The following is a 26815-nucleotide window of genomic DNA, read 5'->3' on the forward strand; positions in this document are numbered from 1 at the left end:
GCCTTCATCTAAGAACTACCAAACAATAGCAATTAAACCCGACGCAGTTATATTTTGGTCACACGTCAATAACTGCACAGTTTCACCTTTACTTGCTAAAACTAGCGCAGTTGCTACAATTTGCCTATCGTGCATTTCATTAATAACAGATAAGCGCATAGTCATTTCAATTACATCTTTATCAAGTGGGTAAATTACCACACGGGGGTCAGCATCTACTACTGAAATTACATCTTTAGGATCAGGAATAGATGTTCTACCTCTTTCCACAACCCAAACAGCCTTAGCTAAAGTAGTTGCAGGAATAATCAATTGAGAATCAGCTTGAGAAAGGATGGCTTTAGCATTTCTACTTAACCGTGAATTACCTTCGAGAAACCAAATTAGAGCATGAGTATCTATGACGTATTTCACAATTACTTATGACCAATCTAAATTGTCTTCGCTATCCCCATCAAATTCAGCAATTTCAAAATCGGCTTCCGTTGACTGTTGATTTCCAGAAAAGACACCAAACTGCATTGGTTGCTTTTTTTTGTAACTTTTTTTAGGCTCTAAAAAAGTTACAATAACACGACTTTCTGAAATATCCGATGGTAATTCTGTCAATTCTACTTTACCTTGTTTGTAAACACCTTCAATTGATTGCAACATAATTTTTACTATGATAAAATTCTCCTTATATAGTTGCTATCCCAACTTAATTATGATGATTTTTTAAGAATATCTCTATCATTAGTCATAATTTATATTATAACAAAAGCCCAGGGTTTAGTCTACCTGACCGTAGATACCGCTTGCTTTATTATAAGCATTTCAGGAAAAATATCATAACTCGTGAGCCAACAAGATAAACGCCTACTAAAGGTTCTCAAGCCAAAGCGTATCAAGTTAAACAAGTTCGTGCAGTAATTATCCAATCCTAGCTAGGAGGTTTAAATAATGCTTCATTATGAAATCATACTCTATTGGAGTGAACAAAACCAAACCTTTATTGCTGAAGTTCAAGAATTATCTGGATGTGCTGCTGATGGGTAAACTTATCAAGAAGCACTGCAAAATGTGGAAATTATTATGCAAGAATGGATTGAAACTGCTCAAGCATTAGGTCGTCAAATTCCTGAACCAAAACAGCATTTAATGTCTGCTTAAAACTCAGGACGTGTAAATTTATAGACAAGGACAAGAGGTTGAAGTGTTGGAATCTCCGCCTACGCTGTCAGGTGAAGAGGTATTAAATGTTTTTGTGTTGAATATGGCAATTATTTGGTAATATGCTCTTGGCTTACCCCATGCGATCGCTCTTTGGAAATTGGGAAAGTATAATTTTTATAGTCGCCTTCATCAGAACCAAATAATTTACTCATAGGTAATCATCATGAGGCAAAATGAGCAATGAGTCAAACATTTATCTGGATATTTTTTCCTATTAGCCTACTCATTCTCGTTACCTTGATAGTTCTCTATTTCCGAGGGGTATTCCGTTCTCGAATTTTTTACAAAATTAAGAATTTACCCTCACCAACTACAGCTAACTTTCCTGTCACCATTGCTAGTCTGTCAGATTCCTTTATCACTCAGGGTAAAGTTACCGGATTTTGTCGGGAAGCGGCAGATATTTTTGCGGCGCGACTGGAAGTAATCAATAGTGCTTCTAAATCTATTCAGTTTGAAACATATATTATCACCCCCGGAAAACGTGCTGATGATTTTGCTCAAGCTTTAATAAAAAAAGCCCAAGCAGGTGTTATCGTCCAAGTAATTGCGGATAATTATGGGGCAAAAAGTATACCAAAAAAATACTGGCATACCCTCAAAGCCGCAGGGGTGGAAGTGCTGCTGTTCAATCCTTTCACTTGGAAAGCTCCCGCCGCTAACCTTAGACGCAATCATCGTAAGTTACTGATAGTGGACAGTGAAATAGTCCTGATTGGGGGCGCTGGAGTTTCTGACTTGTGGGATGGAAAGGACGAAACTGAAAAGAACCAACCTTGGTTAGATTATGAGGTTAGTTTTCAAGGTTCCTTAGTTGCTCGTTTCCAAGGTATATTTCTCCAACACTGGCTAGACACGGGTGGTTCATTAGATTGGAACTCGGCAAATATTTCTCAGCGTCACGAACATGAGGAAACCTTGTTAATTACCAAGGGAGAAGACCCCACTCAGCAAGATTCGGGAATTCGCGCTCTGTTTGAATCAATACTGCAAGCTGCGAGAAAGCGGATTTGGATTGCTAGCCCCTATTTTTTACCTAATCCCAACTCTTGCAAAATATTGCAGCAAGCAAAATCTAGAGGAATTGATGTCAAAATTTTGACTATGGGAGTGCATAATGATAAACCGCCAGTCCGCTATGCTTCTCGGCGATTGTACCCAAAACTGTTAAAAGCGGGCATCGAAATCTATGAATATCAGCCTAGCATGATGCACGCCAAGTGCTTACTGATAGATGATGATTGGGTCAGTTTGGGTAGTGCTAATCTTGACTCCCGGAGCTTATTTCATAATGACGAGTTAAATATTTCTACAAGCGATCGCTATTTGTTCCAGCAGATGGAACAATTTTTTCTGGATGCTTTTGCCCAGAGTCGGCTGGTGAGCAACAGGGATTTACGCCATCGTTCCTTACAGGAGCATTTAATTGGACGTATGACGCTGTTGTTTCGCTGGTATTTATGAATTTATCCTCAAAACCTCTACTTAGATAGATATAGATATTGGTCTGTAGATAGATTCAAATTAGCACTATTTTATCAGAAGATAACGGAGTGATAGCTTCTTTTGTTGTTTAGATATATTATGCAATCAAAACCTTTAATCTTACAAAAAATCATTCCTTTATCTTTAATTGTGCTTCTCCTTCCTTTGGCATCCTGTCAAGTAGAGCGAGAACAAGCAGGTCGCTTACCTGATGTGAATGTAGAACCCGGAAGACTACCACAATATGATATTGAAGGACCCGATGTGAAGGTCGGAGTCGCAAAGCGCACGGTTACAATACCCAAAGTAATTGTCATACAGGAAGAACAAACCGTTGAAGTTCCTTATATTGATGTTGATGTACCCGGAGCAGAGCGAAAAGAGCGGACTATAACAACTGAAGTTGAGGTTCCTTCTAATGGTTACAATCTGGAAATTCAAGGTATATATGCCCTAAACAATGAGCTTTGGGTGGTTTCTCAACTTGAAGAAGAAAATCCCAATGCACCAAATACAACAGTACGTGTTTCTGATCGCGTTGTTGTTAATAGTCCAGATATACCAGTACGTCACTACATTATTGGAGATCGTCCTGCGGGTAGCTTTAATGAACAGTACACATTCATTAATAGTCGTCAGCCAATTGCTTCGGAATTAGAGTCAGGACAACTGTTATATAAGAAACAAGAAGAGGCTGCTTAAAAATAAACTATGACTTAATTAATTGTACTAAGATACAATTGATTGTAAAACTCTGAATAGTTTTGTAATTGTTCTTGGTAGACCAGTTGAGTATTTAGAAGCTGTATAACGGTATGCACTTGAATGAAGTACATCATAGCCCCCTCCTCGCTTGCGGGGAGGGGTTTGGGGACGAGGTTCTTGTATCTCAAAGATTTTGTGCTTACTACTAAATCCTTCTGAAGATTCATGACAAACTTTTATATTTTAATTTAAAATTTTAAATTCTAGTTTGTCCATCCATAAGACCTAAAAACATGGTCAAAAAAGTAGCAATTATTGGTGCTGGTCCTAGCGGAATTCTGCTGGCTCACTATCTTTTACGTCGTGGCGACAAATACCAGATTAAAATTTACGAGCGTCGCAGCGATCCTCGAATTATCTCCTTTTCAAAATCCCGAACCTTCCCCATATCTCTTAACGAAAGGGGAATAAGTGCTTTGAGACAAATTGAAGGTTTAGAAGCAGCAGTCAAAGCAGTCAGTGTAGAAATGACAGGAACGCTTTTTCACCAACAAAATGGTAAGTCGAGATTGACACCGAGAAAAATTCCTTTAGTTACACTTGACCGGACTAATTTAGTAATTGTGCTATTAAAAGAATTAAGCCAAAAGTACGATGAAAGTCGGCTAAAAATTCATTTTGATTGTCAATGCAATTCTGTAGATTTTACTGCAAAAACTATCTCATTTCAAAGTATTCCAAAAAACCAGGAATTTACTGTTAATTATGACTTGTTAATTGGCACAGATGGAGCAAATTCTGCGGTAAGAGAAGGTTTCCAGAGTACAGAACATTTTGAATGTGAAAAAAAGTATTACCCGACTGACTACAAATCGATTTTCTTAGAAAATAGCAAAAACTCCAGTCTTCACCTCAAATCAGACAATATTCACACTTGGAGACTAGCAGACGGTACACTCATGGTAGCTCTACATCAAGCTGATGGGACGATGAGTGGAGCCATTAATTTTCCCCGCGAAAACAATCAGATAGCTGGTCTTTCTAGTACACAAGATGTATTGCTATTTTTTCAAAAAAACTTTCCCGAAATTGGTCAGATGATGACGCAAGAAGAAGCGCAAGCTTTCCTCAACAGACCAATTGCTAAAATTTTAACAGTTCGCTGTAACCATTATCATCAAGGTGATAGTGTACTAATTATGGGAGATGCGGCTCATGCGGTATCATCTTCAATTGGTCAAGGCTGTAATGCAGCACTAGAAGATGCGAAAGTTTTTGATCATATTTTGAACGAGTATGCTGATAATTTAGCTGAGTCTCTTAAACAATTTACTATTCGCCGTCAACCAGATGGTTACGCCTTAGTAGAACTAGGAGACTATGCTTTTCCAACATCTACAGGATTATTTATTGAATTTATTTTGAGAGAATATATTGCCAAAACTCTGCACCAACTGTTACCGAAGATTTTCCCACATTCGCTAATTGACCTAATATTTGAAACCACAGTTTCCTACTCAGAAATTTTAAATTTATATCAAAACTGGATAACCAAAGTCAAAAAATCAAACGAGAAATTGCTGAATACCTGATACAGATAATACTTAAAGCATGGTTAATAAAGTAGCAATTATCGGGGCAGGACTTGGTGGTTTAACCGTAGCTCAAGCACTGCGTAAACAAGGCATTAATGCCCAAGTCTACGAAAAAGCACGTTTTTTGCGTCCAGTGGGTGCTGGTTTAAGCCTTGTACCAAATGGTTTAAATAGTCTTGAGGCTATTACACCTGGTATAACTGAGTTATTAAAAGCTGCGGGTAGCCAAACTCAAAAGCTGAAACTGCACAAAAGCAACGGCGAATTGATTGGGCAGAAATCCGTAACCCTACAGGAAAAATACGGTCAACCGATGTTACAAATTCGGTGGTCGCGTCTCCAAGAAATCCTCGCTGCTCAACTACCGCCTGAAGCCATCCACCTTGACCATAGGTGCATTAGTTTTGAACAAAATGAGGCAAAAGTCCAAATCTGCTTTGAAGGTGGAAAAACAGTGCAGGCAGATGTGTTAATTGGCGCTGATGGGTTAAACTCCGTAGTTAGGCAGACATTGATTGGTGACGGAGAGCCTGATTATGCTGGTCGGATGTCTTGGCGAGCTGTTCTCAAATACAGTCACCCAAAACTGCTTCCTCACCAAGTCATGTCAATGACAGCATCCGACGGTAAAATTTTCGGGTTCTTCGACTTGGGCGGCAGATATGTATTTTGGAGTGCAGCTTCCCTCTGTCCAGACGGATTTCTGTCCCAAAGTCCTGCTGATATTAAGTCTCGTATCCAAGAAAAATTTTCTGATTGGGCAGAACCAGTACAAGAAATATTAGCAGCAACGAACGCCGAAGACATTGTAGAACGCCCGATATGTGACAGACCACCCCTAGAAAATTGGAGTCAAGGCAGAGTAACACTCTTAGGTGATGCTGCCCATCCAATGGTACCCTTATTAGGGCAGGGAGCCAATACAGCCTTTGAAGATGCCTGGGAACTAGCCCAATATCTTAATAATGCGCCCAACATTGCGGCAGCTTTAGCAAATTATGAAAATAGTCGTAAACCCCGCACCCAAATTATCCAGATTCGTAACGCCGTCGGCGCGAAGCGTGCTTATAAAGCCGATAGCGAAACCTATCTGAGTAAAATGATGCAGCAAGCACAGGTGAGTGATGCTGAGTTTGAAGAGTGGCTCTACGACTATAAACCTTTTGTGGTAAATTACTCTTAAAAATCAACAACAAGTAATAGAGGAACCTCAAATTCACCAAATAAACCTCGTCTAGGTTGAGACCCGTAGTTTTTAGTCAAGATGGTGAGATTGCTTCCTTACGTCGCAATGACAAAAACTCCACTTTTCATGATGGACAAGGTTTAACATAAATCTCTCTCTTCCTCATTTCTCTGTGTTCTCTGTGCCTCTGTGGTATGCGCTACGCGCACGCTACGCGAACGTTTATCTTCCAATTTCATGAATAACAAAACAACACCAATCAATCAACCCGGTCTAGTCTTAGCACCAGGAACAGAAGGCTGGTGGGATTCCGAGAGAGTGTCAGCACCGCAAGTCATGCGCTGTCCCGATGGAACGTGGAAAATGTGGTACTACGGTCGGGATGCTGCTTTTGACCGGCAAATTAACTTACCAACTGGGCGCTGTGGTTTAGCTATTTCCCCAGACGGAGTGAATTGGCAACGAGTCCAAGGACAATTAACAATGGGTTCTGTATTGGAACCTCACCCAGACACTCAGCGCTTTGATTCAGCCCATGTTGGTGTCAGTAACGTCAATTTTCACGATGGTCTCTATTGGATGTGGTACTTTGGCGGGAACCACACAGTTGTCGATATCGGCAAATTTTCAGCTAAAGGGTTACAGATGCGCCCCGGCTGTGCTATTTCCCGTGATGGGATAAATTGGGTACGCCTAGAAGGTGCTTATCAAGGGGCAATTCTAGATGTAGGGAAAGACGGCGAATTTGATGCCCTATTCTGTGCTTGGCCACAAGTGTTGCATGATGATGGAAGTTGGAAATTATATTACCACACCCTGAACCCAGAAAAAGGTTTTTTAGTCGGTTTAGCAGTATCAAGCGATGGTTTGCATTGGGAAAAAGTAGGTCAGATTTTAGGGGCGGGTGAGTCTGGGAGTTTTGATGAGAGAGGTATTGGTACTCGCCATGTCTTAAAAATCAAAGGACAATATTTAATGTTTTATGAAGGTGTGAATAACAGTGGTTATCACTCCATTGGTTTGGCTATTTCTGAAGATGGTATTCATTGGCAAAAAGATACAGATGTCCCCATATTTAGCCATGCTGAAAAAGGTTCTGGTTGTTGGGATGCAAGGGCAGTCGGTACGCCTTGTGTAGTCCCAATGGATGATGGTAGTTTCCGAATGTATTACATCGGCGCTAACGAAGGTGGTCACGATGAACTATCATCACAACATCAGATTGGTTTGGCTGTAAGTGCTGGAACTAATTTTCGCCAGTGGCATCGCTGGGGTGAATATTAATACTCATGTAAAGACAAATGAGTGTAGTGGCGTGACAAGCTTAAAATAGTGCATTAGGGAAAAGCAGAAAACATTGATTTATCTCAATTTTCTCAAAAATCTATTGCAACATTTTAGCCTTGTCACGCCACTACTGGACTGACAAGCTTAAAATAGTGCATTAGACGTAGGTTGGGTTAAGCGCAGCGCAACCCAACGCGACCAATGATGTTGGGTTTCCTTACGTCAACCCAACCTACAATTTTTTGCAACATTTTAAACTTGCCACGCCACTACTAGTAATTTATATTTTTTTATATACATTAAATTTTTCTTACATCCTTACTTATAAATAAATCTGTACTTTATTTAATTGAGAAGCTTTGTATGTTTGTATGTATTAAGATGTGTACTTGGATAGATGGATTGAACTCATACAGTTAAGCAGTATTAAAATGGCAAAACTTAATTAAAAGCCATATATGAGTCGTGATCCTAAATCAGTAATTGATGAGTTTCACCAAGCCGTCAATATGTCCCCCCAGGAATTAGAGTCTTGGCTTGAAACACATGAGTCCCAATCGGTTGGTCAAAAGGATGGAGACGACGAGTCAATTGGTCACAAGTCCGGGCGGCGGATTATCGAACTATTGCACAAGCAAGATGATTATAACGATGATGACCTATCCCACATGAAGAAAGTTATTAGTTATGTTCACCGCCATACAGCACAAAGGCCATCGAGTGATATTGAAAACTCTCGTTGGCGTTATTCGTTAATGAATTGGGGACACGACCCACTGAAGTGAAGTATCCCCAAAAACCTATTGCCAAAGATAGATGAGGATAAACAAAACAATCCAAATCACATCTACGAAGTGCCAAAATAACGAGGTGGCATTTACGCCAAAGTGACCTGATTCGTAGTTCCCAGGAAGGAAAGAACGGACAAAAATAATCGACTGCAACAGAATACCGGTGAAAACGTGCAAACCGTGAAAACCAGTTAGCAGATAGAACATCCCACCGTATACCCCGGAAGTAAAACCAAATTCTAGGTTACTCCATTCAATACCTTGTCCTACTAAAAAGTAGCTACCCATTGCCATTGTGGCCCCAAGATATATGCGAAATCCCTTTAAATTGTGGTTTTGCAGGGCGCGTTCTGCCAAATAAATTACAAAGCTACTGGAAACCAGAATGACTGTGTTGATTGCAGGTTCTCTGATTTCTAGTCCTGAAACTCCGGCTGGTAGCCAGTTGGTACTTGTGGTTTTGTAGACGATATATCCGGCGAAGAAGCTGAGAAAGATGACGCTTTCAGAGAGGAGGAACACGATGAAGCCAAACATTTTGTTGCCTTCTTCGTCGTGTTCGTGTTCAACGCTTGAGTGATGGTGAGATATTTGTAATTCGTCTGGGTTGATGGAACTGTCCATTGAGGGGAATTCTCCTTTTTTAAACGCAGAGGAACGCGAAGGGAAGCGCAAAGGTGCGCGGAGGGAGTTTAGTCTGCGTTTTTTAATGCGGGGTTGTTGGCTGTTAAGGGTTCTGTTTTGCCGTAGCCGTAGGGTTCGGATATGATGATGGGAATTTGTTCAAAGTTTTCTACTGGGGGTGGTGAGGAAACCATCCACTCTAGTCCAATGGCGCGCCAAGGATTATCGGGGGCTTTTTCGCCTTGCATCCAGGAAACTATCATGTTGAATATGAAGGGTAGGGTAGACATTCCTAGGAGAAAAGCGCCTAAGCTAGCGATAATGTTCCAAAATTCGTATTCTGGGGCGTAGGAGGAAACTCGGCGCAACATTCCTTGCAACCCTAATGGGTGCATGGGCAAAAAGTTGAGGTTAGTGCCAATGAATGTTAACCAAAAGTGTAGTTTACCCCAGCCTTCGTAGTACATTCTGCCGGTCATTTTGGGGAACCAGTGGTAGATGGCTGAATATAAGCCCATCGTGACTGTGCCAAAGAGAACGTAGTGGAAGTGACCGACTACAAAGTAGGTGTTATTTACGTGTACGTCTACAGGTACAGAGGACAGCATAATGCCTGTGATACCTGCGAAGACGAACATTACTAAAGCACCCAGGGAAAACAGCATGGCTGTATCTAACCGCAGTTTACCGCCCCAAATGGTGGCTACCCAAGCAAATACTTTAATGCCTGTGGGTACGGATACAAACATGGTGGTGAGCATGAATATCAACCGCATCCAGCCTGGTGTACCACTGACGTACATGTGGTGTACCCAGACAATACCACTGACTACGGCAATTAACATTGAGGAAATGGCTACTACTTTGTAGCCAAACAATGGTTTGCGGGAGTAGACAGGGAAGATTTCTGAGAAAATACCAAAGATGGGCAGAATAATCACGTAAACGGCAGGGTGGGAGTAAAACCAGAAGTAATGCTGAAACATGACTGGATTACCCCCGTGGCTGGGGTTGAAAAAGGCTGTTCCAGCTGTGAGGTCTAGTAACAGCATGACTGCACCGGCTGTCAGTGCAGGTAGTCCAAATAATTGGATGATTTGGGCGCTAAATACTGCCCAAACAAATAAAGGCATCCGAAAGAAGCCCATACCTGGGGCGCGCATTTTCACAATGGTGGTGACAAAGTTAACTGCCCCCATAATTGAGGATACGCCGGATATGGCTACTGCTAGTAACCACAGCACTTGACCATTAATTAAGTTACCAGTGGGGTTTTGCAGACTAACTGGTGGATAAGACCACCAACCGGCTTGGGCGGGGCCACCAGGAACTAAGAAACTTGCCATTAACAGTGTTCCGACTACCGGCACCATCCAAAAGGCAACGGCATTGAGTCGGGGAAATGCCATATCTCGCGCCCCAATCATTAGCGGGACTAGATAGTTAGCAAAGCCGACTAGGGAGGGAAATGTCCACAAAAACAGCATGATAGTGCCGTGCATGGTGAACATTCCGTTGTATACGGTGCGGTCAATTAAGTCTGATTCGGGTGTAATTAGTTCTCCCCGAATTACCATTGCGAAGATACCGCCGACGAGAAAGAAGATGAATGAGGTAACAAGGTACTGTATACCTATTACCTTGTGGTCGGTGCTAAAGCTGAAGTATGTTTTCCAGTCACTTGGCTTCTCACCAGGGTGACTGATGCCTGCAACAGGGATATTTGTCATCGGTGAGTTTCCTATGAACCAGGATAATTTACGAGAGGAGATGCCGCAGGTTCTACGGTAGTCCAACCAGTTTTGACTGACTGACTAGCTGCTTGGGCATACTCAGAAGCTGCTTGATTGTAAGCGGGGATTGGTTTTTGGGTTGCAGCTTGGGATAGCCATTGGTGGTAGTCTTCGGGAGATTCCACGACTACATTGGCCTGCATGGTGGCAAAGTATGTACCGCTATATTGGGAGTCGGTTAACCGATACTGTCCCGCACGGATGGGGGTAAATTCAAAGTCTATGGTGTGGTTGGGAATTATATCCTGCTTGAGGCGGAATGCAGGAATATAGAAGCCATGCAACACATCTGCTGATTTTAGTGCCAAACGTACCCGGCGATCGCTTGGTAAATGCAATTCTGTACTGGTAACGTTTCTTTCAGGGTAGTGAAACACCCACGCCCATTGTTTAGCCAGTACGTCAATGTTTTCTACAGGTTCAGCTAAGGCATCTACTGGTTGATCTTTTGGTGCTGCATAAGCCGATTCCATACCGACAGGATTATGCAAATGTACAATTTCCATCGGCCCTTGAATTCCCATTTGTTCGTAGACTTGATAGCTATAGCTAGCAATCCACAGCACTAACATAATAGGAATGGCTGTCCAGACAACTTCTAAGGCGATATTACCCTCAATGTGGGGGCCATCTGTGAAGTCGCCTTCTTCCGCCCGATGAAAAATCAGAGAATATATCAGAGTGCTGGTTACGCCCAAAAAGATGAACGCACCCAAGGTGACTAAGAAGCTAATCAAATCATCAATTAGCACAGATTCTGCTGCTGCTTGGGGTGGAAGCCAGGTATAAGCCTGATTTCCTATCCAGAGACTGGTGACAGTCACAATAGCTACACCCACAAACACGGTGAAAATATTGAAAATCTTCCGCATTTCCATAATTGTTAGTCATTAGTGTTAGTCATGAGTCATTAATCGAAAATGACCAACATTGGTTATTTCAGCATTGTGTTGAGGTCTTCGCCCAAGCGCAGTAAGCTATCTGCTGTATTATGGATGCCAAATTCAGCCGCCATTTGCGCCCCTAATGTGCCGTGGACGTACAGGATTAACATCACTGCCATACCTGTAGCCAGATAACTCCACTGCACTTGTTGGTCTGCGTCTTCACTCCAAACAAAGCGCTGCCATCCTCTCCAAATGGTCATGCCACAAATCAGGGCTAGTAAGAATACGCCACCAACACCATGCCAAATCATGGTTTCCATTGCCTGCATTCCCCAGGCACTTTTCACATCAGCTGGTGGGGTTGCCAGCAGCATTTCATAAAAGCCTGCGGCGACAGTAAAGACAGTAATGATAGTCGCGCCTATCATGTTGTACCAGCCCACATCAAAAAAGTTGGCAGGTTCTACAGGAATTGCTAAAAACTTAAAGATCCATTTTTGGAAGGGGAACAGTTTACCCACAATATCAAAGGTAATCCCAATGATGAATAAACCCAAAGTCAAATGGACTAAGTTGGGATGAATGGGAATGGAGTAAGGTAAACCATTTGCGCCCAATTGTCCGCTTAATTGGTCAATGAGTTCAGAGTTCATGGCAAGATACCTTCCTTGACTGCTTCAACAACTGGTACTGTGTGCAGTCCATAAACCCAAACCAGTTGATCTCCAAGATATACTTGCACACCTACAATAACGGTCAAAAACAACCCAGCTAACATATAATGAATCGACAATTTGTAAGGGTTGCGGCTACGAATCACATAGCGCCAAGCTGTAATTGAGACGATAATTCCAGACAGCGACCAACCAACCAATGTATGTACATTCAACACTGATTTAACTAAGTCGTAAGGTTGTGCTAAACCTGCTTCAAATTGACCAAAAATAATCGCCACAAAGATAGCGATCGTTGCCACACACATATTCCACCAACTCACCTCATAAAGATGAGTTCTACCAGTAAAATAGCCTAATATATCGCAGAAGAATGCAAACAATACCATCGCGATTACGAAGTGGACAACGATGGGGTGCATCGTATCTGGATACGGCAAATTATGGTCATTCAATGATGTCAGATACTCAAGCATTGTGTTCTCCTGGACAATCTATTGCACCTCAATCGTCAATATTGACAGCCCTCACACCACTATAATTATTTACGCTTGACCGGAGTTTGTATGGCTACACGCAGCGAAATCCGGTCAATGTGAATATATAGTCCTGCTGCGTCTCTACTGTGGTGACAACGCGATGCAGTTACTATTTATCATCAATGATTAATTTCAATTCATTTGTTCATGCCGATCATCTACAACAGCAATTTTTAATTTATCTAACAAAACTGCTGTGTTCTGTTTGATTTGTGCCATCTATATTTTAGCTTAAAGTTTTTTTACGAATTGTCAAAAAAATTAAGATGAACTTTGAAAAATGCTTATAAAATTCCAAAAAATATTTTAATAATGTAAACTAGCTTGCATTTACCATATATTGCATACATGAAAAGCTTTGAATGTCCAACATGGAACATTCGTAAATTATGATTTTGTAATATCAGTTACAAAGAAATAGAGTTTTGAATTTTCAATTTAAAAGTAAATGTTAAAGCATTCATAAGCTAATCACCATTTAATTTGCATAACATAGGCGGGCATCTTTTCCCTCCCCACAAGAGTTTAATGTAATTTAAAGATGCCAACCAGATGTTTTTAGATGATCATATTCGGTGCATTAAGCATCAGACTCCGAACCCTACCCGTTAGTAGAAAGGTTAAGTTTGACGATCGCCAAAAACCGGGTAGGGTGTTCAGGATATATTTGTGGAGGGAAGCGTTACATTAGAGATTAACCTCGAAAGTTTTCCCTTCTACTGTTACTTTGTCGCCTAATACTAATTTTCGTCCGCGTCGGGTTTCAACTTCACCATTGACTTTTACGCCACCATCAATAATTATTAGTTTGGCTTGTCCTCCAGTTGAGGCTAAACCCATAAACTTTAAAAACTGGTCGAGTTTGATCATTTAAACTTGGGAATTCACTTTATGCACGATACTTTCATTTTAGGTTGAATAGTTGATCGTGTGGCTAAGATGGCTGGTGATTAGCTATGCTGGCAATATATTGGGTTAAGGGTGCAAGATGAGAAGATATTGGCAAGTATTAAAGCTATTTTGGAGTACTGCGATCGCAGCTGAGATGGAGTATCGTCTCAATTTTCTCATAGCTACCCTCAGTAGTATGGGTAATCTCGCCGGCAGTCTTTTTGGATTATTTTTATTTTACCGTACTGGTTACACCTTTACCGGCTGGTCATGGTCAGCAGCTTTATTAGTTCTGGGAATCTTTACCTTGTTACAAGGCTTTGCAGCTACCTTTTTAGCCCCAAACCTGAATCGCATTGTCCGTCATGTCCAAGAAGGGACATTAGATTTTGTCCTACTCAAACCTATCCGCAGTCAATTTTGGCTTTCTACTCATACCTTGTCACCTTGGGGACTACCAGATTTAGTTTTTGGCAGTATAATCATCGGCTATGCAGGTACACGCCTCGGTTTGGGAATCAATAATTACCTGATGAGTGCATTGCCATTATTATTCGGCTTGGCAATTCTTTATAGCTTGTGGTTTATGCTGGGTGCAACTAGCATTTGGTTTGTCAAAATATACAACGCTACTGAAGTTTTACGGGGTTTGTTAGAAGCTGGCAGATATCCTATGGTAGCTTATCCCACCGCTTACCGCTTTTTCTTTACCTTTGTAGTTCCTGTGGCATTTTTAACAACTATACCAGCAGAAGCGATGCTGGGTCGGGGTGAAATGAATTGGACAATAGGTGCTGGAGTTTTAGCTGTGGTGCTGTTCTGGGTTTCCAGTAGTTTTTGGCGGTTTGCCTTGCGCTTTTATACTAGTGCTTCGAGTTAAGAGGTATAATCATGATTAAGCAGTTGCTGCTACCCGAAACCCGGACACGATCTAATTACGTTAAATCTTAAAAACAAATGTTATCAAAGGATTCAGAAACACCATTTGGAACTATTTTATGGGAAATTGTACGAGATCCACAAATTCCTGAAGAAAAACCTCAAGAAAGTGAAATCACACCCGAAAAGTATCAAGAATCTAGAGAGAGATGGAATCAAACCATAGCTAGTAAAAATAACCTGCGTAGTCACGCAAAGCGTAGGACTGGTTTATCCCTTGAAGATTTTATTAAAATGATTGTTGATTTGTACGGCTATGATTATATTAATAAACCATCTTTACATCGCTTAATTTGTACAGCCAACCCTAAAATCGGGCATCATTCTAAATCTGTTCACGAGGAAAACCTAGCTTTTATCGCTAGGTTTAGCAGAGAATATTCCTATGAACAATTACTTAATATTGGGTTGCAGACTGTGCATGATTACTTAGGCAGCATACCTTCTGATTTCCAGTCACATACACCTCTTTATTATCCTGCTACAACGGTTGAAATTAAGTTAGATAAAAACGGGTATATTCCAAGCGAAAAACCAACCAATATACGCAGTTTGGTTCATCAATTCCTTGTTAATAATGGTTATAGACCATTAGTAGATAAGGGTATTCCTCCAGAAGATATTTTAAAATTGCTCTTTGATAAGCAGCCGAAGATACTTATTAACACTCTGCCTTTGTTACGGGATATGTTAAGTATTCCTGCTGATGATTTCCTTAGAATGTGTAAGGATTTGTGTGATCTTAATTGAACCACGGATGCCTCAGTTCTCTTATTTTATCTTCCATCCTTTTAGTATTAGTGTTAACCCAATTTCTAAAATTATGCATAGCTTGACTTCTAGCAATAATTAAACATTGCTGAACATATTCATTAATTAATTCAACAATGGGGATATTAGGAAAATTAGGGCTAGATGGCGATTGCAAGTAATTCACGCGATGGGCTACGCTCAACCATAATTCTATTATTTAAATCTAACTAAAATCCGTTAAAATCAAGACTTAGGGATTATGGACAGGGAGAGACAAGGGTGCCTACACTTGGCGTTAACATTGACCACATCGCCACCATTCGCCAAGCCCGGCGGACAGTGGAACCAGACCCCGTAGCGGCTGCGGTACTGGCAGAATTAGCGGGTGCAGATGGTATTACAGTGCATCTGCGGGAAGATCGAAGACATATCCAAGACAGAGATGTGGTATTGTTGCGGCAGACAGTGCGATCGCATCTCAACTTAGAAATGGCCGCTACAGACGAAATGTTAGGAATTGCCCTCGATATTAAACCAGATTACGTGACCTTAGTCCCCGAAAAGCGGGAAGAAGTCACAACAGAAGGCGGATTAGATATCGTCGGACAAATTGCTAGAATAGGTGAGATAGTCGATAAATTACAGAGCGTTGGTATTCCAGTTAGTTTATTTATCGACGCACAGCCAGCACAAATAGAAGCATCCGTCAAGGTAAAAGCGCAATTTATTGAACTGCACACCGGACAGTACGCTGAGGCTAAAGACGAAACCCATCGCCAGCAAGAATTAGCCATATTAGCTCAAGGGTGTGAACAAGCAATAAAAGCTGGCTTGCGCGTTAACGCAGGTCATGGACTCACCTACTGGAACGTTTATCCCGTAGCTGCACTACCAGGAATGGAAGAACTAAACATTGGTCATACCATTATCAGTCGAGCCGCATTAGTCGGAATCGAAAGAGCAGTCCGCGAAATGAAACAAGCCATACTCTTGTAGAGACGCGATTCATCGCGTCTAAAAACTCAAGACTTTAAAAACAGAGGGGTTGTAACTGCGAAATCCAGAAATTTGGAGTTAAATCTTTCAGCAAAACGCTATGACCTCAACAGACTCTAACAGCCTGCCCCTTTGGGTACAGCACAGAGATAAAGTACTAGAACAAAGTACCGATATTGAATGGCGCTATGGCAAATTTCCCGACTACACCCGTTCCAACGAAAACCTAGCCAAAGAAAGTACACGTAATCATCCCCAAGACTCACTAGAAGCCATTGTTCAGAACTTAGTGAGAACCTTCGATGTAGAAGCTAACTTCAAAACCAACCCCCAGCAGTGGATATCGGTTGTCAACGAAAAGTTCCGTATGAGTACCAATGGAGGCCCTAGCTACACAATATCAGATGTAGTTGAGTCAGGGACTTACAAACTCTTAATTGGGAATACCCAACATTACAAAGCGGCTGAGGAAAACTTTGAAACATCCACAAGCCTCTTCCATACAGCATTTCCAGAAGGATTTCTGTGGGAAGTGCTAGAAGTCTTCTCAGCCCCCCCCACCGTAGCCTTTAAGTGGCGGCATTGGGGACATTTTAAAGGCGCATACAAAAACAATGCCCCCACAGGAGAGACAATAGAAGTGATTGGCATGAGTGTTGCCCATGTCACCGAGGACTTAAAAATCCTTTCCTTGGAACACTACTATGACAACACCAAGTTTTTAGAGAAGCTGACAGCAAGCGAACAACAAGAAACTGGTGAACAAAAGCAGAAAAAACCGAATTTTTGGAGTTTTTTCCAACAATTGTGGCATTGGCAAGAACAACCCAGAACTGGCGAACCAAAAACCAGTGCTTGTCCTTTTAGTGCTTTGATCAGGTAATTCTGGTTTAATTATTTTTTAGGGGTACAGGATATAGCTCTGTACCCTCAAATTATTGAATAGTAAACAAAGGTTAAAAAAATGAAAACATACTATTACGCTTTGGCAAGTCAAAAATTCCTGATACAAGAAGAACCAACCGCAGAAATCCTTAAAGAACGCATTCGTTACTACCATGAACAAGAAAAAGAAATTGATTTTTGGTTAGTGAAGCAGCCAGCTTTCTTAGAATCACCTGAGATGGCAGAGCTAAAAGCGCAGTGTCCTAAACCAGCCGCCGCCATTATTTCCACCAATGCCCAATTTATTACCTGGCTAAAACTGCGATTAGAGTATGTAATTACAGGAGAATTTCAGGCTCCTTCTCAGACAATCTCAGATCCTTTGGCATCACTCACCTCAGTGTCTTAAGCAGTTCGTAGTAAACTTCGCCAGCTACGACAATTTGGGGTAGGTGAAAAACCTGCCCTGAAAGTAGGGAGAAAAAAAGGCATTTTTAAACTTTTTGAAAAAAATCCAGTTTATGCGTCCCAATCTTTTGCAAAAATTTGATGCTTTATCTAGTGTATTAGCACTTACTACAGCCAGCTTAATAGGTAGCATGACTTCTGTCACTGCCCAACAAAATCTTCCCGTTTGTCAACCTCCCCGCCCTGGAGAATATCTTTTGCTGGTAGTTAGTCCCACAGCAAATAATCAGAAACAGTTACGTAGTGCCTTACCAAATGAAATTCAAGCTACAACGTGCCGATATCTCACGGATACAGTAACGCGCATCGGTGGATTTAACAGAATTGACGATGCTAATCGTTGGGCGAGATATATAGATAATATTGTCGGTTTATCTGCCATCATCACAACAAGACCAGGAGGTAATGTCACACAAGCACCAACTCCACCTCCAGTTCAAGCACCACAAAATCAACCTCCGACAATCAGCTTTAATCCCCAAGTACTAGGAGATGGTTATGCTGTATTGGTGGATTATTTTAACAAACCAGAACTAGTTAATAGCGTCCAGCAAGTAGTGGGAGGTAACATAGGTTTTGCTTCTTACGGACAACGCCCTTACTTATTGGCAATTTATACTGGCAATCGACAAGAAGCATACAACACACTGCAAAGGCTCAACGAACGCGGTTTTTTTGCCGTCCTCGTAGATGGAAGTAAGGTAATGTTACTGCGTTCATCTGTACGCTTTTAACATATTTGAGTCATTGAAACGTATCTGGTACTGGAATTACGATTGACGCTGGCGTAGCCTGCTGTTGGCTCTATTACGAATTACGAATTACGAATTACGGTACTAGTAAGCAGACCTAGCTAACCAATAAATGGTTATACCCAAAGCCGAACCAGCTATCACCTGTACTGGTGTATGTCCCAATAATTCCTTAAGACGGTCTTGGCTAAAGTCGGGTTTTTCGTGGAATAATTCATCAATCATTTGATTGAGAATTCGGGCTTGCTTACCAGCAGCTTGACGGACTCCGGCAGCATCATACATGACGATGATGGCAAAAACTGTAGCCAAAGCAAACTCAGGCGATGCCCAACCAATACTTTGCCCTACACCAGCCGCTAGAGCTGTCACCAAAGCTGAATGGGCGCTGGGCATACCTCCAGTTGTCACTAAAACACGGACATTCAGTTTCCGATTTTTGACTACCTCAACTACAAGCTTCAATGCTTGAGCAATTAAACAAGCTACCAGAGCAACCAACAGCACCCGGTTATCTAAAATGTCGCCTATGTCCTGCATGGTGTTTTGGTTCGATTAGTAAATTTAGCAGCAATTATTTTCTGAGGAAACATTTCAATGCAACCCAAAATCCCCAATCCAAAATTGACCTAGTGATTGCGACTGGTGATATAGTGAGCCAGCGCCTGGAGTGGTTGTGCCAATTTGCCAAATGTTTCCAATTCCTTACAGGCTGCTTCCACTAGTTGTTGAGCTTTGGAGCGTGATTCTTCAATTCCCCAAAGGCTGGGATAAGTAATTTTTTTAGCAATTAGGTCTTTACCAGCAGTCTTACCTAATTGCTCCTGGGTAGCAGTGATATCCAGGATATCATCTATGATCTGAAATGCCAGACCAATGTTTTGAGAATAGCGAGAAAGTCGTTGCACATCTTCAGAAGATGCTCCAGCGATAACGCCTCCACAAACAACACTAGCTTCTAAAAGAGCAGCCGTTTTGTGGTTATGAATAAAATTCAGGGTTTCTAGGGAAATATCTGTCTTACCTTCTGAGTCTAAATCAACTACTTGACCGCCCACTAAGCCAGCAGCACCCAAGGCTTTACCGAGACGAGCTATAACTTGCAAAACTCGCTCTCTCGAAACGTTTTCCGGGGTTTGAGTAGCAACAAATTCAAAAGCATAAGCCAACAAGCCATCACCAGCTAAAATAGCGATATCTTCACCATAAATCTTGTGATTTGTCAACTTTCCACGACGATAATCATCATTATCCATTGCTGGTAGGTCGTCGTGAATTAAAGACATTGTATGAAGCATCTCCATAGCACAGGCTGTTGGCATGGCCATTTCAATTGCGCCGCCCATCATTTCACAGGCAGCAAGGCAGAGAATGGGGCGTACACGCTTACCTCCAGCTAATAATGAGTAGCGCATGGATTCATAAATCTTTTCTGGATAAATCACGGGAATAGCCTGATCCAGAGCAGTTTCACAAAGCTTTTGCCGCTCTTTGAGATAGGCGACTAGGTTAAAGGTGGCTTCCTCTTTCATTTTCTGGAGGTTATCAGCTGCTACCATTCTTAATATTCCTTCAATTTTAGGCTGTTAGCTGTTTGTTTTATCAGTCACAATTTTAAGATGCTGTGGCGCGGAAAAAGTCATGAGTGAGGAGTGAGGAGTTAAAAATTTAGAATTCATAACTCATAACTCATAACTACTTTGCCTTTTTCAAATAGCTGGCGACTGTGTTTTGCAATAAAATAGCAACTGTCATCGGACCAACACCACCAGGAACTGGAGTGATATATTCCGCGACACCCGCAGTTGATTCCCAGTCAACATCGCCGACTAAGCGACTTTTGCCACTGGCATCTGTTACACGATTCATCCCCACATCTATCACAACGGAGCCTGATTTTACCATCTCGCCAGTAATTAATCCTGGGCGACCGACGGCTGCAATGATTAAATCAGCATTCTTCGTGATATTACCAAGGTTGAGCGATCGCGAGTGAGCAATGGTAACAGTAGCATCAGCTTCCAATAACATCAAGGCCATTGGTTTGCCTACTAAAATGCTGCGTCCCACCACCACAGCCTGTTTTCCCTGCAAAGGAATTTCATATTCCTGCAATAGCCGCATCACACCATAGGGTGTACAACTGCGTAAACCAGGTTCTCCCCGCACTAGCCGCCCCAAGTTCATTGGATGTAGTCCATCAGCATCTTTGTCTGGGTCGATTTTATTCAGCAGGGCGACAGCATCCAAGTGGCTAGGTAAAGGCAACTGCACGAGAATACCATCCACACGCTCATCTTGATTGAGTGCAGCAATGACTTCCTCTAGTTCCCCTTGGGTGGTTTCTGTAGAAAAATGCTTGCCAAAAGAAGCAATACCGACTTTAGCGCAAGCTTTTTCTTTGTTGCGGACATAAGCAGCCGAGGCGGGGTTATCCCCCACCATTAATACAGCTAAACCAGGCGATCGCCCAAATTTTGCTTGTGTTTCTGTAGTCATAGCTGAAAGTTCCTGATGAATTTTTTCAGCTAAAGCTTTACCATCGAGAAGTTTGGCAGTTTTTGTTTCCATTAAAATCCCTACAAGACTCGCCCTTAGTCCATATTTCAGTCTTTTGCAGCCAAGTCAATAGGCAAAAGTCTATTGACTATGAAGGCGTTGCTGCTTAGTGCCTTAGCGTTTTTCCACACAAGACCATACTCATATTATTTATCTTCTCAGATAAACTGCCTCATCTGAACAGCTAAGGAATGAAATATAAAGGGTAATGGAGAATGGGGAATCATCCTTCTTAAATTTACGAACGGGAACTAACTTCATGGAACCAACAAAAAAAATTCACCTTTGCAGTCTGATTCCTTACCGCCAGGGAATTGCTTTATTACTTGTAGCTGGACTTTGTAGTTGTAGTTCCTTCACAACAAAGAACTTAAAAGTCGGAAATTTCAGCATTGGTAGTAACGTCACCCTGATTCAGGAAATTAAACCAGAAACAGACCAAGGAAATATAGTTTACGTCCAAGGTAAGGTAGAAAAGCAAGTTCCCTTAATTAAGCAATGGGCATATCAAATTAATGATTCCACTGGTAAAATTTGGGTGATTACTAACCAATCCAACCTGAAAGAGGGGGAGCAAGTGGTAATTAAGGGTAAAGTTAACTACAAGAGTATTCCCTTAGCTGACCAAGAGTTTGGGGAAGTTTATATAGAGGAAAGTTAAAAATTTCACGATAAATTGTTAGTATAAAAAAATCGATGAATGATCAACCAGTTCAGGTTGCGATCGCAATTCTTTACCAAGAAGACAAGTTTCTCATGCAACTGCGAGATAATATTCCTGGTATTCTTTACCCTGGTTACTGGGGGCTATTCGGTGGACATCTAGAACTTGGGGAAACGCCAGATATCGCACTAAGGCGAGAAGTTATCGAAGAAATTGGCTATACCCTACCATCATTTGTAGAATTCGCTTGTTATGCCGATGATGCTGTTGTGCGCCATGTCTTTCATGCACCACTCCTCGTAGAATTAAAGCAACTGGTTTTAAATGAAGGCTGGGATATGGGATTATTAACACCAGAAGATATTCGCCAAGGTCAGTGTTATTCCCCAATAGCCGATGAAATTAGACCTTTAGGTACTATACATCAGCGCATCATGTTGGATTTCATTAGTCATTAGTCATTGGGAAGTCATAATCTTTCCCCCCCTGCACCCTGCACCCTGCAACTAGCACCCCCTGCCTCTTCCCCCTGCCCCCAGTCAAGTGTTGAAATTCCGGTAAAAAACCGTACTTAAACCGAAACTTGTTCCTTAGATGAATTCCCTAGACTAAAATAGTGATAGAGGCAAAAATATTAAGCTGCTGAGTTTCAATACTCAGTTGAATATAAGTAATATGGGATTCTTTGACTCTGATATAGTTCAGCAAGAAGCAAAACAGCTGTTTGAAGATTATCAAGCACTAATCAATCTTGGCAACAACTACGGCAAGTTTGATCGTGAAGGGAAAAAGCTGTTTATTGAGCAAATGGAAACTATGATGGATCGCTATCGCGTCTTTATGAAGCGATTCGAGCTGTCAGAAGATTTTATGGCGCAGATGACCGTGCAGCAACTTAAGACTCAGCTAAACCAATTTGGTGTGACTCCGCAACAGATGTTTGAGCAAATGAATCTTACCCTACAGCGGATGAAAACCGAACTAGAAAAACAGCAATAGTGAATTTTAAATTTGACATTAGGGATTTTGGATTAATTACCCATCCAAAATCCCTACTTGTTTATGGTTTAGGGCGCTGAAACTGAGAAGGTGGTTTAAATTTCTCTGAAGGTACACCCTTGAGGGCTTGCTGCATAAAATCTTTCCAGATGGGAGCTACCATACCGCCACCGGTTGCACCTCTAGATAATGGTCTGTTATCGTCTCTACCTATCCAGATAGCAGTTGTCAACTGTGGCACAGTACCCACATACCAAATATCTCTTTCAGATGAAGTTGTACCTGTTTTACCCGCACTGGGGCGACCGATATCTGCACCTTTACCAGTTCCCGAAGTGACTACTGAACGCATCACATCGATAGTTGCTGCTGATGCCCATTGATCTAGAACTAACTGGGGTTTGGGTGTATTATCTAGCAAGATATTTCCACTACTATCAGTGACACGCGCCATAACTGTTGCTGGTGATTGCCAGCCATAATTGGCAAAGGTAGCGTAAGCACTAGCTAGTTCCAGGGGCGTAATGCCTATAGCTCCCAAAGGCAAAGAAGTCACAGGAGCCATCGGACTCATGATTCCCAAGGTACGGGAGGTTTCTACGACTTTATTCATGCCTATAGTCATACCCAACCTGATGACTGGGATGTTACGAGACTGGGCGAGGGCTGACCGTATTGATATTGCTCCTTGAAAGCCACCGTCGTAGTTCCTCGGACTGTACCAACCGCTACCATCTCGATAACGGACAGGTGAATCTTGTACTGTGCTGTCTGGTGTATATTTACCAGTGGCGAAAGCAGCATAATATACTATTGGCTTAAAGGCAGAACCTGGTTGACGCTGGGCTTGGGTGGCACGGTTGAATTCGCTAGCTCTGGAATTTACACCACCTACCAGTGCCTTGATAAAATGCGTGCGGGGGTCGATGGCGACTAAAGCTATTTCATTACCCCGCAACCCTTGACGGTTCAGGTTTGCACTCCACTTGCTGACAGTTTTTTCCGCCATCGTTTGGAATTCAGCATCAACAGTAGTTTGCACACGCATACCACCTTTGATCAGCGCCTCACGTCCAAATTTCTGCACTAATTCTTGAGACACAGTATTAGTTACATAAGGTAAGGCACTACCTTGGAATGACCTGATGCGACCAAACTTCAGTTCTTGCTTGAGGGCATCATTATGTTCTTCCTGGGTAATCCACTCCAATTCCAGCATCCGCCCCAAAACTTCCCTTTGTTTGCGTCTTGCCAGTTCTATATTCGCAAAGGGACTGAATTCTTCTGGGGCTTGGATTAAACCCGCCATCATTGCTGACTCAGCCAAGGTTAAGATTTCTGCTGACTTGTCAAAATAGCTGCGTGCTGCCGTTTGTACACCATAATTATTATGACCCCAATAAACTTGATTGAGGTACAGTTCTAAAATTTGGTCTTTGCTGAGAATTTGCTCTAACCGAATTGCCAGTACTCCTTCAGCTAACTTCCGAGTAAAGGCACGTTTTTGAGATAAAAACAAATTTTTCACCAGCTGCATGGTGATGGTAGATCCGCCCTCTCGCACCCTACCAGCTGCCAAGTTTACTATCAAAGCCCGTCCGACACCACTGGGATTTATACCGTGATGGTCGTAAAAATGACTATCTTCGCTGGCTAGTACTGCCCGTTTCAGATTTGGGGAAATTCTATCTAGGGGCATAACTTCCCGGTTGGCTTCACCGTGAAGACTTGTTAAGAGTTTGCCATTAATGTCATAAATATAAGTTGTTTCTGATGGCACAAAGTTACGCAGCTGTCTGACATCTGGCAAGTTACGGAAACTAATAGCCAGACCAACCAGCCCTCCGGCTACAATAGAGCTTGCCAGCATTGTGATTGACAGCAGAGTACCGCCAGTTATTTGGCCTACTCCCTTCAAAAACTCAAAACCTGATGAAGTCTGACGTTGTTGCTGCTTATTTGTAAAAGTCCTAGAAGACGACACGGCGTTCTCACTTCCTCACTGGTAAATATAACTGTAATTCATTCAATGAAGCCAGGCGGTTAATTTTTTGCAATTATATTAATTCGGTAGATTAAAGTACTGACAAATTGCCTGTGAATATAACCAACCCAACTTTTAGACTAAAAAGCGTAGTTAATAGCGAATCTCTTAGTATGACGCAAAATTTTTCTTGGCTACATCGTGGAATAGTAGAAATTTTTCCCCAACCAACTGATGCTGATCGTGAAAGTGAAAGTTTAGAGAAGCGCTTGGTAACTACGAACCGACCTTTAAGGATCAAATTGGGAATTGACCCGACAGGATCTGATATTCATCTTGGTCATAGCATACCAGTACGCAAACTGAGGGCATTTCAAGATGCAGGTCATACAGCAGTTCTCATTATTGGTGATTTTACGGCTCGTATTGGCGATCCTACAGGTAAATCTGAGGTACGCCGTCAGCTCACAGAGGCAGATGTGGCACAAAATGCTCAAACTTATCTTGACCAAGTGCGCCCTATTCTGGATTTTGACACACCAGGACGGTTGGAGGTGCGTTATAACTCTGAATGGCTTTCCGGGCTTAATTTAGGGAAGATTCTAGAGTTACTCTCGACGATGACGGTGGGGCAGATGTTGGCTAAGGAGGGATTTGCTGAACGTTATAAAAAAGAGAATCCAATTTTTATCCATGAGTTCCTATATCCATTGATGCAGGGCTATGATTCAGTGGCTGTCGAGGCAGATGTGGAATTAGGGGGAACTGATCAAAAGTTTAACATTGCCGTGGGGCGAGATTTGCAACGCCATTTTGGACAAAAGCCCCAATTTGGCTTGCTGCTACCAATTTTAATTGGTACAGATGGTGTGCAAAAAATGTCTAAGTCCCTCAGTAATTATGTTGGCTTGTCAGAACACCCTGCCCAAAAATATCAGAAGTTACAAGGTGTTCCCGATAATTTACTGTCTCAGTATTTTGAACTGCTGACGGATTTACCTTTGGAAAAGCTGCCAGAAAATCCTCGCGATCGCCAAATGCTTTTAGCTTATGAGGTCGTTAAACAGTACAACGGTGAGACAGCCGCTAATGAGGCTAAGGAAGCGGCAAAAAGCGGCGGTAAGGAAGGCGCAGTTCCAGAATTTTCTCTGGCTGAGGTGTCAGAGTTTCCTGTGAAGTTAGCGTCTCTTCTCAATGTGACTGGTTTGTGCAAAAGTACAGGGGAGGGTAAACGGAAAATTCAAGAAGGTGGGGTGCGTCTAGATGGCGATCGCATCACTGATGTTGATACCACTTTTGAGCAGCCTAGTCAATTACACGGGCGTGTGCTACAAGTTGGTAAAAATAAATTTGTCCGACTTGTGAAGAATTAATAACTAATGACCAATGACTAATAACCAAATAATTGTGCCTTTGGATGTGCCGGATCTACAAAGTGCGATCGCGCTTGTAGATCAATTGCCGCAAGTAAATTTCTGGAAAGTGGGTTTAGAATTATTTACTAGTTCTGGCCCCACAATCCTGGAAGTTTTAAAATCCCGGAAAAAACGGATATTTTTAGACTTAAAGTTTCACGATATCCCCAATACTGTAGCGGGGGCTTGTCGTAGTGCTGCTAGTTACGGGGTGGATTTACTCACGATTCACGCTACTGCTGGCAGAGATGCCCTGAAAGCGGCAACTGAGGCGGTACAGGTGGGGGCAATGCAAGCAGGTGTCAAACCACCGCAATTAATCGCCATTACCCTGCTGACGAGTATTTCTTCCAGGCAGCTGGCTTTTGATTTAAAAATTCCGTTAGAATTGCCAGAATATGCTTTAGAAATGGCACTGATGGCGCAGGAATGCGGGGTAAATGGGGCGGTTTGCTCACCCCAGGAGGTTACACAGTTACGCCAAACTTGTGGAAATGACTTTTTGCTGGTTTGTCCAGGTGTGCGCCCAACTTGGGCAGACAAGGGAGATCAAAAGCGATCGCTTACCCCAGCCCAAGCTATCAAAGCCGGTGCAGATTACCTTGTAATTGGTCGTCCGATAACTGCGGCGGCTGAACCTGAGTTAGCCTGGAATCAGATTGTTGAGGAGTTAACTACAGTGGGATGAAAGCAGGAGTCCAGAAGAAAAATTATGGCTTATGGCTTTTA

At 42.1% G+C, this 26815-nt stretch carries 29 protein-coding genes and 1 pseudogene; 18 read left to right on the top strand and 12 right to left on the bottom strand.

The features are described from left to right. Positions 1-15: 15 nt before the first annotated feature. Positions 16-414: a type II toxin-antitoxin system VapC family toxin gene (locus ACM0OW_RS21355; protein WP_414552145.1), complete on the bottom strand. Its 399-nt coding sequence runs from the start codon at positions 412-414 to the stop codon at positions 16-18. Positions 415-420: 6 nt separating this feature from the next. Beyond that, positions 421-654: a hypothetical protein gene (locus ACM0OW_RS21360; protein WP_414552146.1), complete on the bottom strand. Its 234-nt coding sequence runs from the start codon at positions 652-654 to the stop codon at positions 421-423. 285 nt (positions 655-939) lie between these two features. Between ACM0OW_RS21360 and ACM0OW_RS21365 the strand changes: the two are divergent. From ACM0OW_RS21365 to ACM0OW_RS21395, 7 genes and pseudogenes are all read left to right on the top strand, one after another. Next, positions 940-1152: pseudogene (locus ACM0OW_RS21365) on the top strand (type II toxin-antitoxin system HicB family antitoxin). Positions 1153-1395: 243 nt separating this feature from the next. Continuing rightward, on the top strand, positions 1396-2679 hold the full coding sequence (locus ACM0OW_RS21370; RefSeq protein WP_414552147.1) for a phospholipase D-like domain-containing protein: 1284 nt from the start codon (positions 1396-1398) through the stop codon (positions 2677-2679). 120 nt (positions 2680-2799) lie between these two features. Next, positions 2800-3402 carry a hypothetical protein gene (locus ACM0OW_RS21375; RefSeq protein ID WP_414552148.1) on the top strand — a complete coding sequence of 201 codons (603 nt, stop codon included), beginning with the start codon at positions 2800-2802 and terminating at the stop codon, positions 3400-3402. 296 nt (positions 3403-3698) lie between these two features. Continuing rightward, complete coding sequence (locus ACM0OW_RS21380) at positions 3699-4997, top strand: FAD-dependent oxidoreductase (RefSeq protein ID WP_414552149.1); 1299 nt, start codon at positions 3699-3701, stop codon at positions 4995-4997. A 19-nt stretch (positions 4998-5016) separates the two neighbouring features. After that, the gene (locus ACM0OW_RS21385; RefSeq protein ID WP_414552150.1) at positions 5017-6183 is read left to right on the top strand and encodes an FAD-dependent oxidoreductase; all 1167 of its coding nucleotides are present in this window, start codon (positions 5017-5019) and stop codon (positions 6181-6183) included. 240 nt (positions 6184-6423) lie between these two features. Beyond that, complete coding sequence (locus tag ACM0OW_RS21390; RefSeq protein ID WP_414552151.1) at positions 6424-7470, top strand: glycosyl hydrolase; 1047 nt, start codon at positions 6424-6426, stop codon at positions 7468-7470. A 461-nt stretch (positions 7471-7931) separates the two neighbouring features. Beyond that, positions 7932-8258, top strand: coding sequence for a DUF3140 domain-containing protein (locus ACM0OW_RS21395; RefSeq protein ID WP_414552152.1), 327 nt, complete (start codon positions 7932-7934; stop codon positions 8256-8258). Between the two features lie 15 nt (positions 8259-8273). On the opposite strand, the gene ACM0OW_RS21400 is transcribed toward ACM0OW_RS21395, so the two are convergent. The 6 genes from ACM0OW_RS21400 to ACM0OW_RS21425 form a co-directional block, all read right to left on the bottom strand. Beyond that, positions 8274-8888, bottom strand: coding sequence for a cytochrome c oxidase subunit 3 (locus tag ACM0OW_RS21400; RefSeq protein ID WP_414552153.1), 615 nt, complete (start codon positions 8886-8888; stop codon positions 8274-8276). Positions 8889-8956: 68 nt separating this feature from the next. Continuing rightward, complete coding sequence (ctaD, locus tag ACM0OW_RS21405) at positions 8957-10618, bottom strand: cytochrome c oxidase subunit I (RefSeq protein WP_414552154.1); 1662 nt, start codon at positions 10616-10618, stop codon at positions 8957-8959. 11 nt (positions 10619-10629) lie between these two features. Further along, on the bottom strand, positions 10630-11559 hold the full coding sequence (locus ACM0OW_RS21410; RefSeq protein WP_414552155.1) for a cytochrome c oxidase subunit II: 930 nt from the start codon (positions 11557-11559) through the stop codon (positions 10630-10632). Positions 11560-11615: 56 nt separating this feature from the next. Further along, the gene (locus ACM0OW_RS21415; RefSeq protein ID WP_414552156.1) at positions 11616-12221 is read right to left on the bottom strand and encodes a DUF2231 domain-containing protein; all 606 of its coding nucleotides are present in this window, start codon (positions 12219-12221) and stop codon (positions 11616-11618) included. Continuing rightward, a complete protein-coding gene (locus ACM0OW_RS21420) occupies positions 12218-12718 on the bottom strand; it encodes a DUF2231 domain-containing protein (protein WP_414552158.1) in 501 nt (166 codons plus the stop codon). The genes ACM0OW_RS21415 and ACM0OW_RS21420 overlap by 4 nt, the downstream gene beginning before the upstream one ends. A 750-nt stretch (positions 12719-13468) precedes the next feature. Further along, positions 13469-13651 carry an RNA-binding S4 domain-containing protein gene (locus tag ACM0OW_RS21425; RefSeq protein WP_414552160.1) on the bottom strand — a complete coding sequence of 61 codons (183 nt, stop codon included), beginning with the start codon at positions 13649-13651 and terminating at the stop codon, positions 13469-13471. A gap of 118 nt (positions 13652-13769) precedes the next feature. Between ACM0OW_RS21425 and ACM0OW_RS21430 the strand changes: the two genes are divergently transcribed. From ACM0OW_RS21430 to ACM0OW_RS21455, 6 genes are all read left to right on the top strand, one after another. Continuing rightward, complete coding sequence (locus ACM0OW_RS21430) at positions 13770-14552, top strand: ABC transporter permease (protein ID WP_414552162.1); 783 nt, start codon at positions 13770-13772, stop codon at positions 14550-14552. Positions 14553-14629: 77 nt separating this feature from the next. Beyond that, entirely contained in the window at positions 14630-15361 is a 732-nt protein-coding gene (locus ACM0OW_RS21435; RefSeq protein WP_414552164.1) for a hypothetical protein, read from the top strand. A 282-nt stretch (positions 15362-15643) separates the two neighbouring features. Next, a complete protein-coding gene (locus ACM0OW_RS21440; RefSeq protein ID WP_414552165.1) occupies positions 15644-16360 on the top strand; it encodes a pyridoxine 5'-phosphate synthase in 717 nt (238 codons plus the stop codon). Between the two features lie 100 nt (positions 16361-16460). After that, a complete protein-coding gene (locus tag ACM0OW_RS21445; RefSeq protein WP_414552167.1) occupies positions 16461-17243 on the top strand; it encodes an ester cyclase in 783 nt (260 codons plus the stop codon). Between the two features lie 81 nt (positions 17244-17324). Next, positions 17325-17654, top strand: coding sequence for an MgPME-cyclase complex family protein (locus ACM0OW_RS21450; protein ID WP_414552169.1), 330 nt, complete (start codon positions 17325-17327; stop codon positions 17652-17654). A 112-nt stretch (positions 17655-17766) separates the two neighbouring features. Continuing rightward, positions 17767-18447, top strand: a complete 681-nt coding sequence (locus ACM0OW_RS21455) for a hypothetical protein (protein ID WP_414552171.1) — start codon at positions 17767-17769, stop codon at positions 18445-18447. 102 nt (positions 18448-18549) lie between these two features. Here the strand turns inward: ACM0OW_RS21455 and ACM0OW_RS21460 are convergent, their stop codons facing one another. From ACM0OW_RS21460 to folD, 3 genes are all read right to left on the bottom strand, one after another. After that, positions 18550-19005 carry a divergent PAP2 family protein gene (locus ACM0OW_RS21460; RefSeq protein ID WP_414552172.1) on the bottom strand — a complete coding sequence of 152 codons (456 nt, stop codon included), beginning with the start codon at positions 19003-19005 and terminating at the stop codon, positions 18550-18552. An 89-nt stretch (positions 19006-19094) separates the two neighbouring features. Next, positions 19095-20024 carry a geranylgeranyl diphosphate synthase CrtE gene (gene crtE / locus ACM0OW_RS21465; protein WP_414552174.1) on the bottom strand — a complete coding sequence of 310 codons (930 nt, stop codon included), beginning with the start codon at positions 20022-20024 and terminating at the stop codon, positions 19095-19097. Positions 20025-20160: 136 nt separating this feature from the next. Further along, positions 20161-21036: a bifunctional methylenetetrahydrofolate dehydrogenase/methenyltetrahydrofolate cyclohydrolase FolD gene (gene folD, locus ACM0OW_RS21470; RefSeq protein ID WP_414552176.1), complete on the bottom strand. Its 876-nt coding sequence runs from the start codon at positions 21034-21036 to the stop codon at positions 20161-20163. Between the two features lie 247 nt (positions 21037-21283). Between folD and ACM0OW_RS21475 the strand changes: the two genes are divergently transcribed. The 3 genes from ACM0OW_RS21475 (at position 21284) to ACM0OW_RS21485 (ending at position 22687) form a co-directional block, all read left to right on the top strand. Continuing rightward, on the top strand, positions 21284-21685 hold the full coding sequence (locus tag ACM0OW_RS21475) for a hypothetical protein (protein ID WP_414552178.1): 402 nt from the start codon (positions 21284-21286) through the stop codon (positions 21683-21685). A 35-nt stretch (positions 21686-21720) separates the two neighbouring features. Then, complete coding sequence (locus tag ACM0OW_RS21480; RefSeq protein ID WP_414552180.1) at positions 21721-22146, top strand: NUDIX hydrolase; 426 nt, start codon at positions 21721-21723, stop codon at positions 22144-22146. 217 nt (positions 22147-22363) lie between these two features. After that, on the top strand, positions 22364-22687 hold the full coding sequence (locus ACM0OW_RS21485) for a DUF1825 family protein (protein ID WP_414552182.1): 324 nt from the start codon (positions 22364-22366) through the stop codon (positions 22685-22687). Between the two features lie 61 nt (positions 22688-22748). On the opposite strand, the gene ACM0OW_RS21490 is transcribed toward ACM0OW_RS21485, so the two are convergent. Next, entirely contained in the window at positions 22749-24557 is a 1809-nt protein-coding gene (locus ACM0OW_RS21490) for a transglycosylase domain-containing protein (RefSeq protein ID WP_414552228.1), read from the bottom strand. A gap of 287 nt (positions 24558-24844) precedes the next feature. On the opposite strand from ACM0OW_RS21490, the gene tyrS reads away from it, so the two are divergent. Both tyrS and pyrF read left to right on the top strand, forming a co-directional pair. Then, positions 24845-26044: a tyrosine--tRNA ligase gene (gene tyrS / locus ACM0OW_RS21495; RefSeq protein ID WP_414552183.1), complete on the top strand. Its 1200-nt coding sequence runs from the start codon at positions 24845-24847 to the stop codon at positions 26042-26044. 13 nt (positions 26045-26057) lie between these two features. Further along, complete coding sequence (pyrF, locus tag ACM0OW_RS21500; RefSeq protein ID WP_414552185.1) at positions 26058-26774, top strand: orotidine-5'-phosphate decarboxylase; 717 nt, start codon at positions 26058-26060, stop codon at positions 26772-26774. The last annotated feature ends 41 nt before the right edge of the window (positions 26775-26815 follow it).

Source organism: Anabaena sp. CCY 0017, assembly GCF_963920885.1.
Taxonomy (GTDB): Bacteria; Cyanobacteriota; Cyanobacteriia; order Cyanobacteriales; family Nostocaceae; genus Nodularia.

Coding starts and splice junctions, on each gene's coding strand:
- ACM0OW_RS21375 (WP_414552148.1), top strand. CDS start 2,800: ATGCAATCAAAACCTTTAATCTTACAAAAAATCATTCCTTTATCTTTA.
- ACM0OW_RS21455 (WP_414552171.1), top strand. CDS start 17,767: ATGCGTCCCAATCTTTTGCAAAAATTTGATGCTTTATCTAGTGTATTA.
- ACM0OW_RS21460 (WP_414552172.1), bottom strand. CDS start 19,005: ATGCAGGACATAGGCGACATTTTAGATAACCGGGTGCTGTTGGTTGCT.
- folD (WP_414552176.1), bottom strand. CDS start 21,036: ATGGAAACAAAAACTGCCAAACTTCTCGATGGTAAAGCTTTAGCTGAA.
- ACM0OW_RS21430 (WP_414552162.1), top strand. CDS start 13,770: ATGAGAAGATATTGGCAAGTATTAAAGCTATTTTGGAGTACTGCGATC.
- ACM0OW_RS21475 (WP_414552178.1), top strand. CDS start 21,284: ATGGAACCAACAAAAAAAATTCACCTTTGCAGTCTGATTCCTTACCGC.
- ACM0OW_RS21380 (WP_414552149.1), top strand. CDS start 3,699: ATGGTCAAAAAAGTAGCAATTATTGGTGCTGGTCCTAGCGGAATTCTG.
- ACM0OW_RS21445 (WP_414552167.1), top strand. CDS start 16,461: ATGACCTCAACAGACTCTAACAGCCTGCCCCTTTGGGTACAGCACAGA.
- ACM0OW_RS21370 (WP_414552147.1), top strand. CDS start 1,396: ATGAGTCAAACATTTATCTGGATATTTTTTCCTATTAGCCTACTCATT.
- ACM0OW_RS21395 (WP_414552152.1), top strand. CDS start 7,932: ATGAGTCGTGATCCTAAATCAGTAATTGATGAGTTTCACCAAGCCGTC.
- ACM0OW_RS21360 (WP_414552146.1), bottom strand. CDS start 654: ATGTTGCAATCAATTGAAGGTGTTTACAAACAAGGTAAAGTAGAATTG.
- pyrF (WP_414552185.1), top strand. CDS start 26,058: ATGACTAATAACCAAATAATTGTGCCTTTGGATGTGCCGGATCTACAA.
- ACM0OW_RS21400 (WP_414552153.1), bottom strand. CDS start 8,888: ATGGACAGTTCCATCAACCCAGACGAATTACAAATATCTCACCATCAC.
- crtE (WP_414552174.1), bottom strand. CDS start 20,024: ATGGTAGCAGCTGATAACCTCCAGAAAATGAAAGAGGAAGCCACCTTT.
- ACM0OW_RS21415 (WP_414552156.1), bottom strand. CDS start 12,221: ATGAACTCTGAACTCATTGACCAATTAAGCGGACAATTGGGCGCAAAT.
- ACM0OW_RS21490 (WP_414552228.1), bottom strand. CDS start 24,557: ATGCTGGCAAGCTCTATTGTAGCCGGAGGGCTGGTTGGTCTGGCTATT.
- ACM0OW_RS21450 (WP_414552169.1), top strand. CDS start 17,325: ATGAAAACATACTATTACGCTTTGGCAAGTCAAAAATTCCTGATACAA.
- ACM0OW_RS21420 (WP_414552158.1), bottom strand. CDS start 12,718: ATGCTTGAGTATCTGACATCATTGAATGACCATAATTTGCCGTATCCA.
- ACM0OW_RS21435 (WP_414552164.1), top strand. CDS start 14,630: ATGTTATCAAAGGATTCAGAAACACCATTTGGAACTATTTTATGGGAA.
- ACM0OW_RS21425 (WP_414552160.1), bottom strand. CDS start 13,651: ATGATCAAACTCGACCAGTTTTTAAAGTTTATGGGTTTAGCCTCAACT.
- ACM0OW_RS21385 (WP_414552150.1), top strand. CDS start 5,017: ATGGTTAATAAAGTAGCAATTATCGGGGCAGGACTTGGTGGTTTAACC.
- ACM0OW_RS21390 (WP_414552151.1), top strand. CDS start 6,424: ATGAATAACAAAACAACACCAATCAATCAACCCGGTCTAGTCTTAGCA.
- ACM0OW_RS21480 (WP_414552180.1), top strand. CDS start 21,721: ATGAATGATCAACCAGTTCAGGTTGCGATCGCAATTCTTTACCAAGAA.
- ACM0OW_RS21485 (WP_414552182.1), top strand. CDS start 22,364: ATGGGATTCTTTGACTCTGATATAGTTCAGCAAGAAGCAAAACAGCTG.
- ACM0OW_RS21410 (WP_414552155.1), bottom strand. CDS start 11,559: ATGGAAATGCGGAAGATTTTCAATATTTTCACCGTGTTTGTGGGTGTA.
- tyrS (WP_414552183.1), top strand. CDS start 24,845: ATGACGCAAAATTTTTCTTGGCTACATCGTGGAATAGTAGAAATTTTT.
- ctaD (WP_414552154.1), bottom strand. CDS start 10,618: ATGACAAATATCCCTGTTGCAGGCATCAGTCACCCTGGTGAGAAGCCA.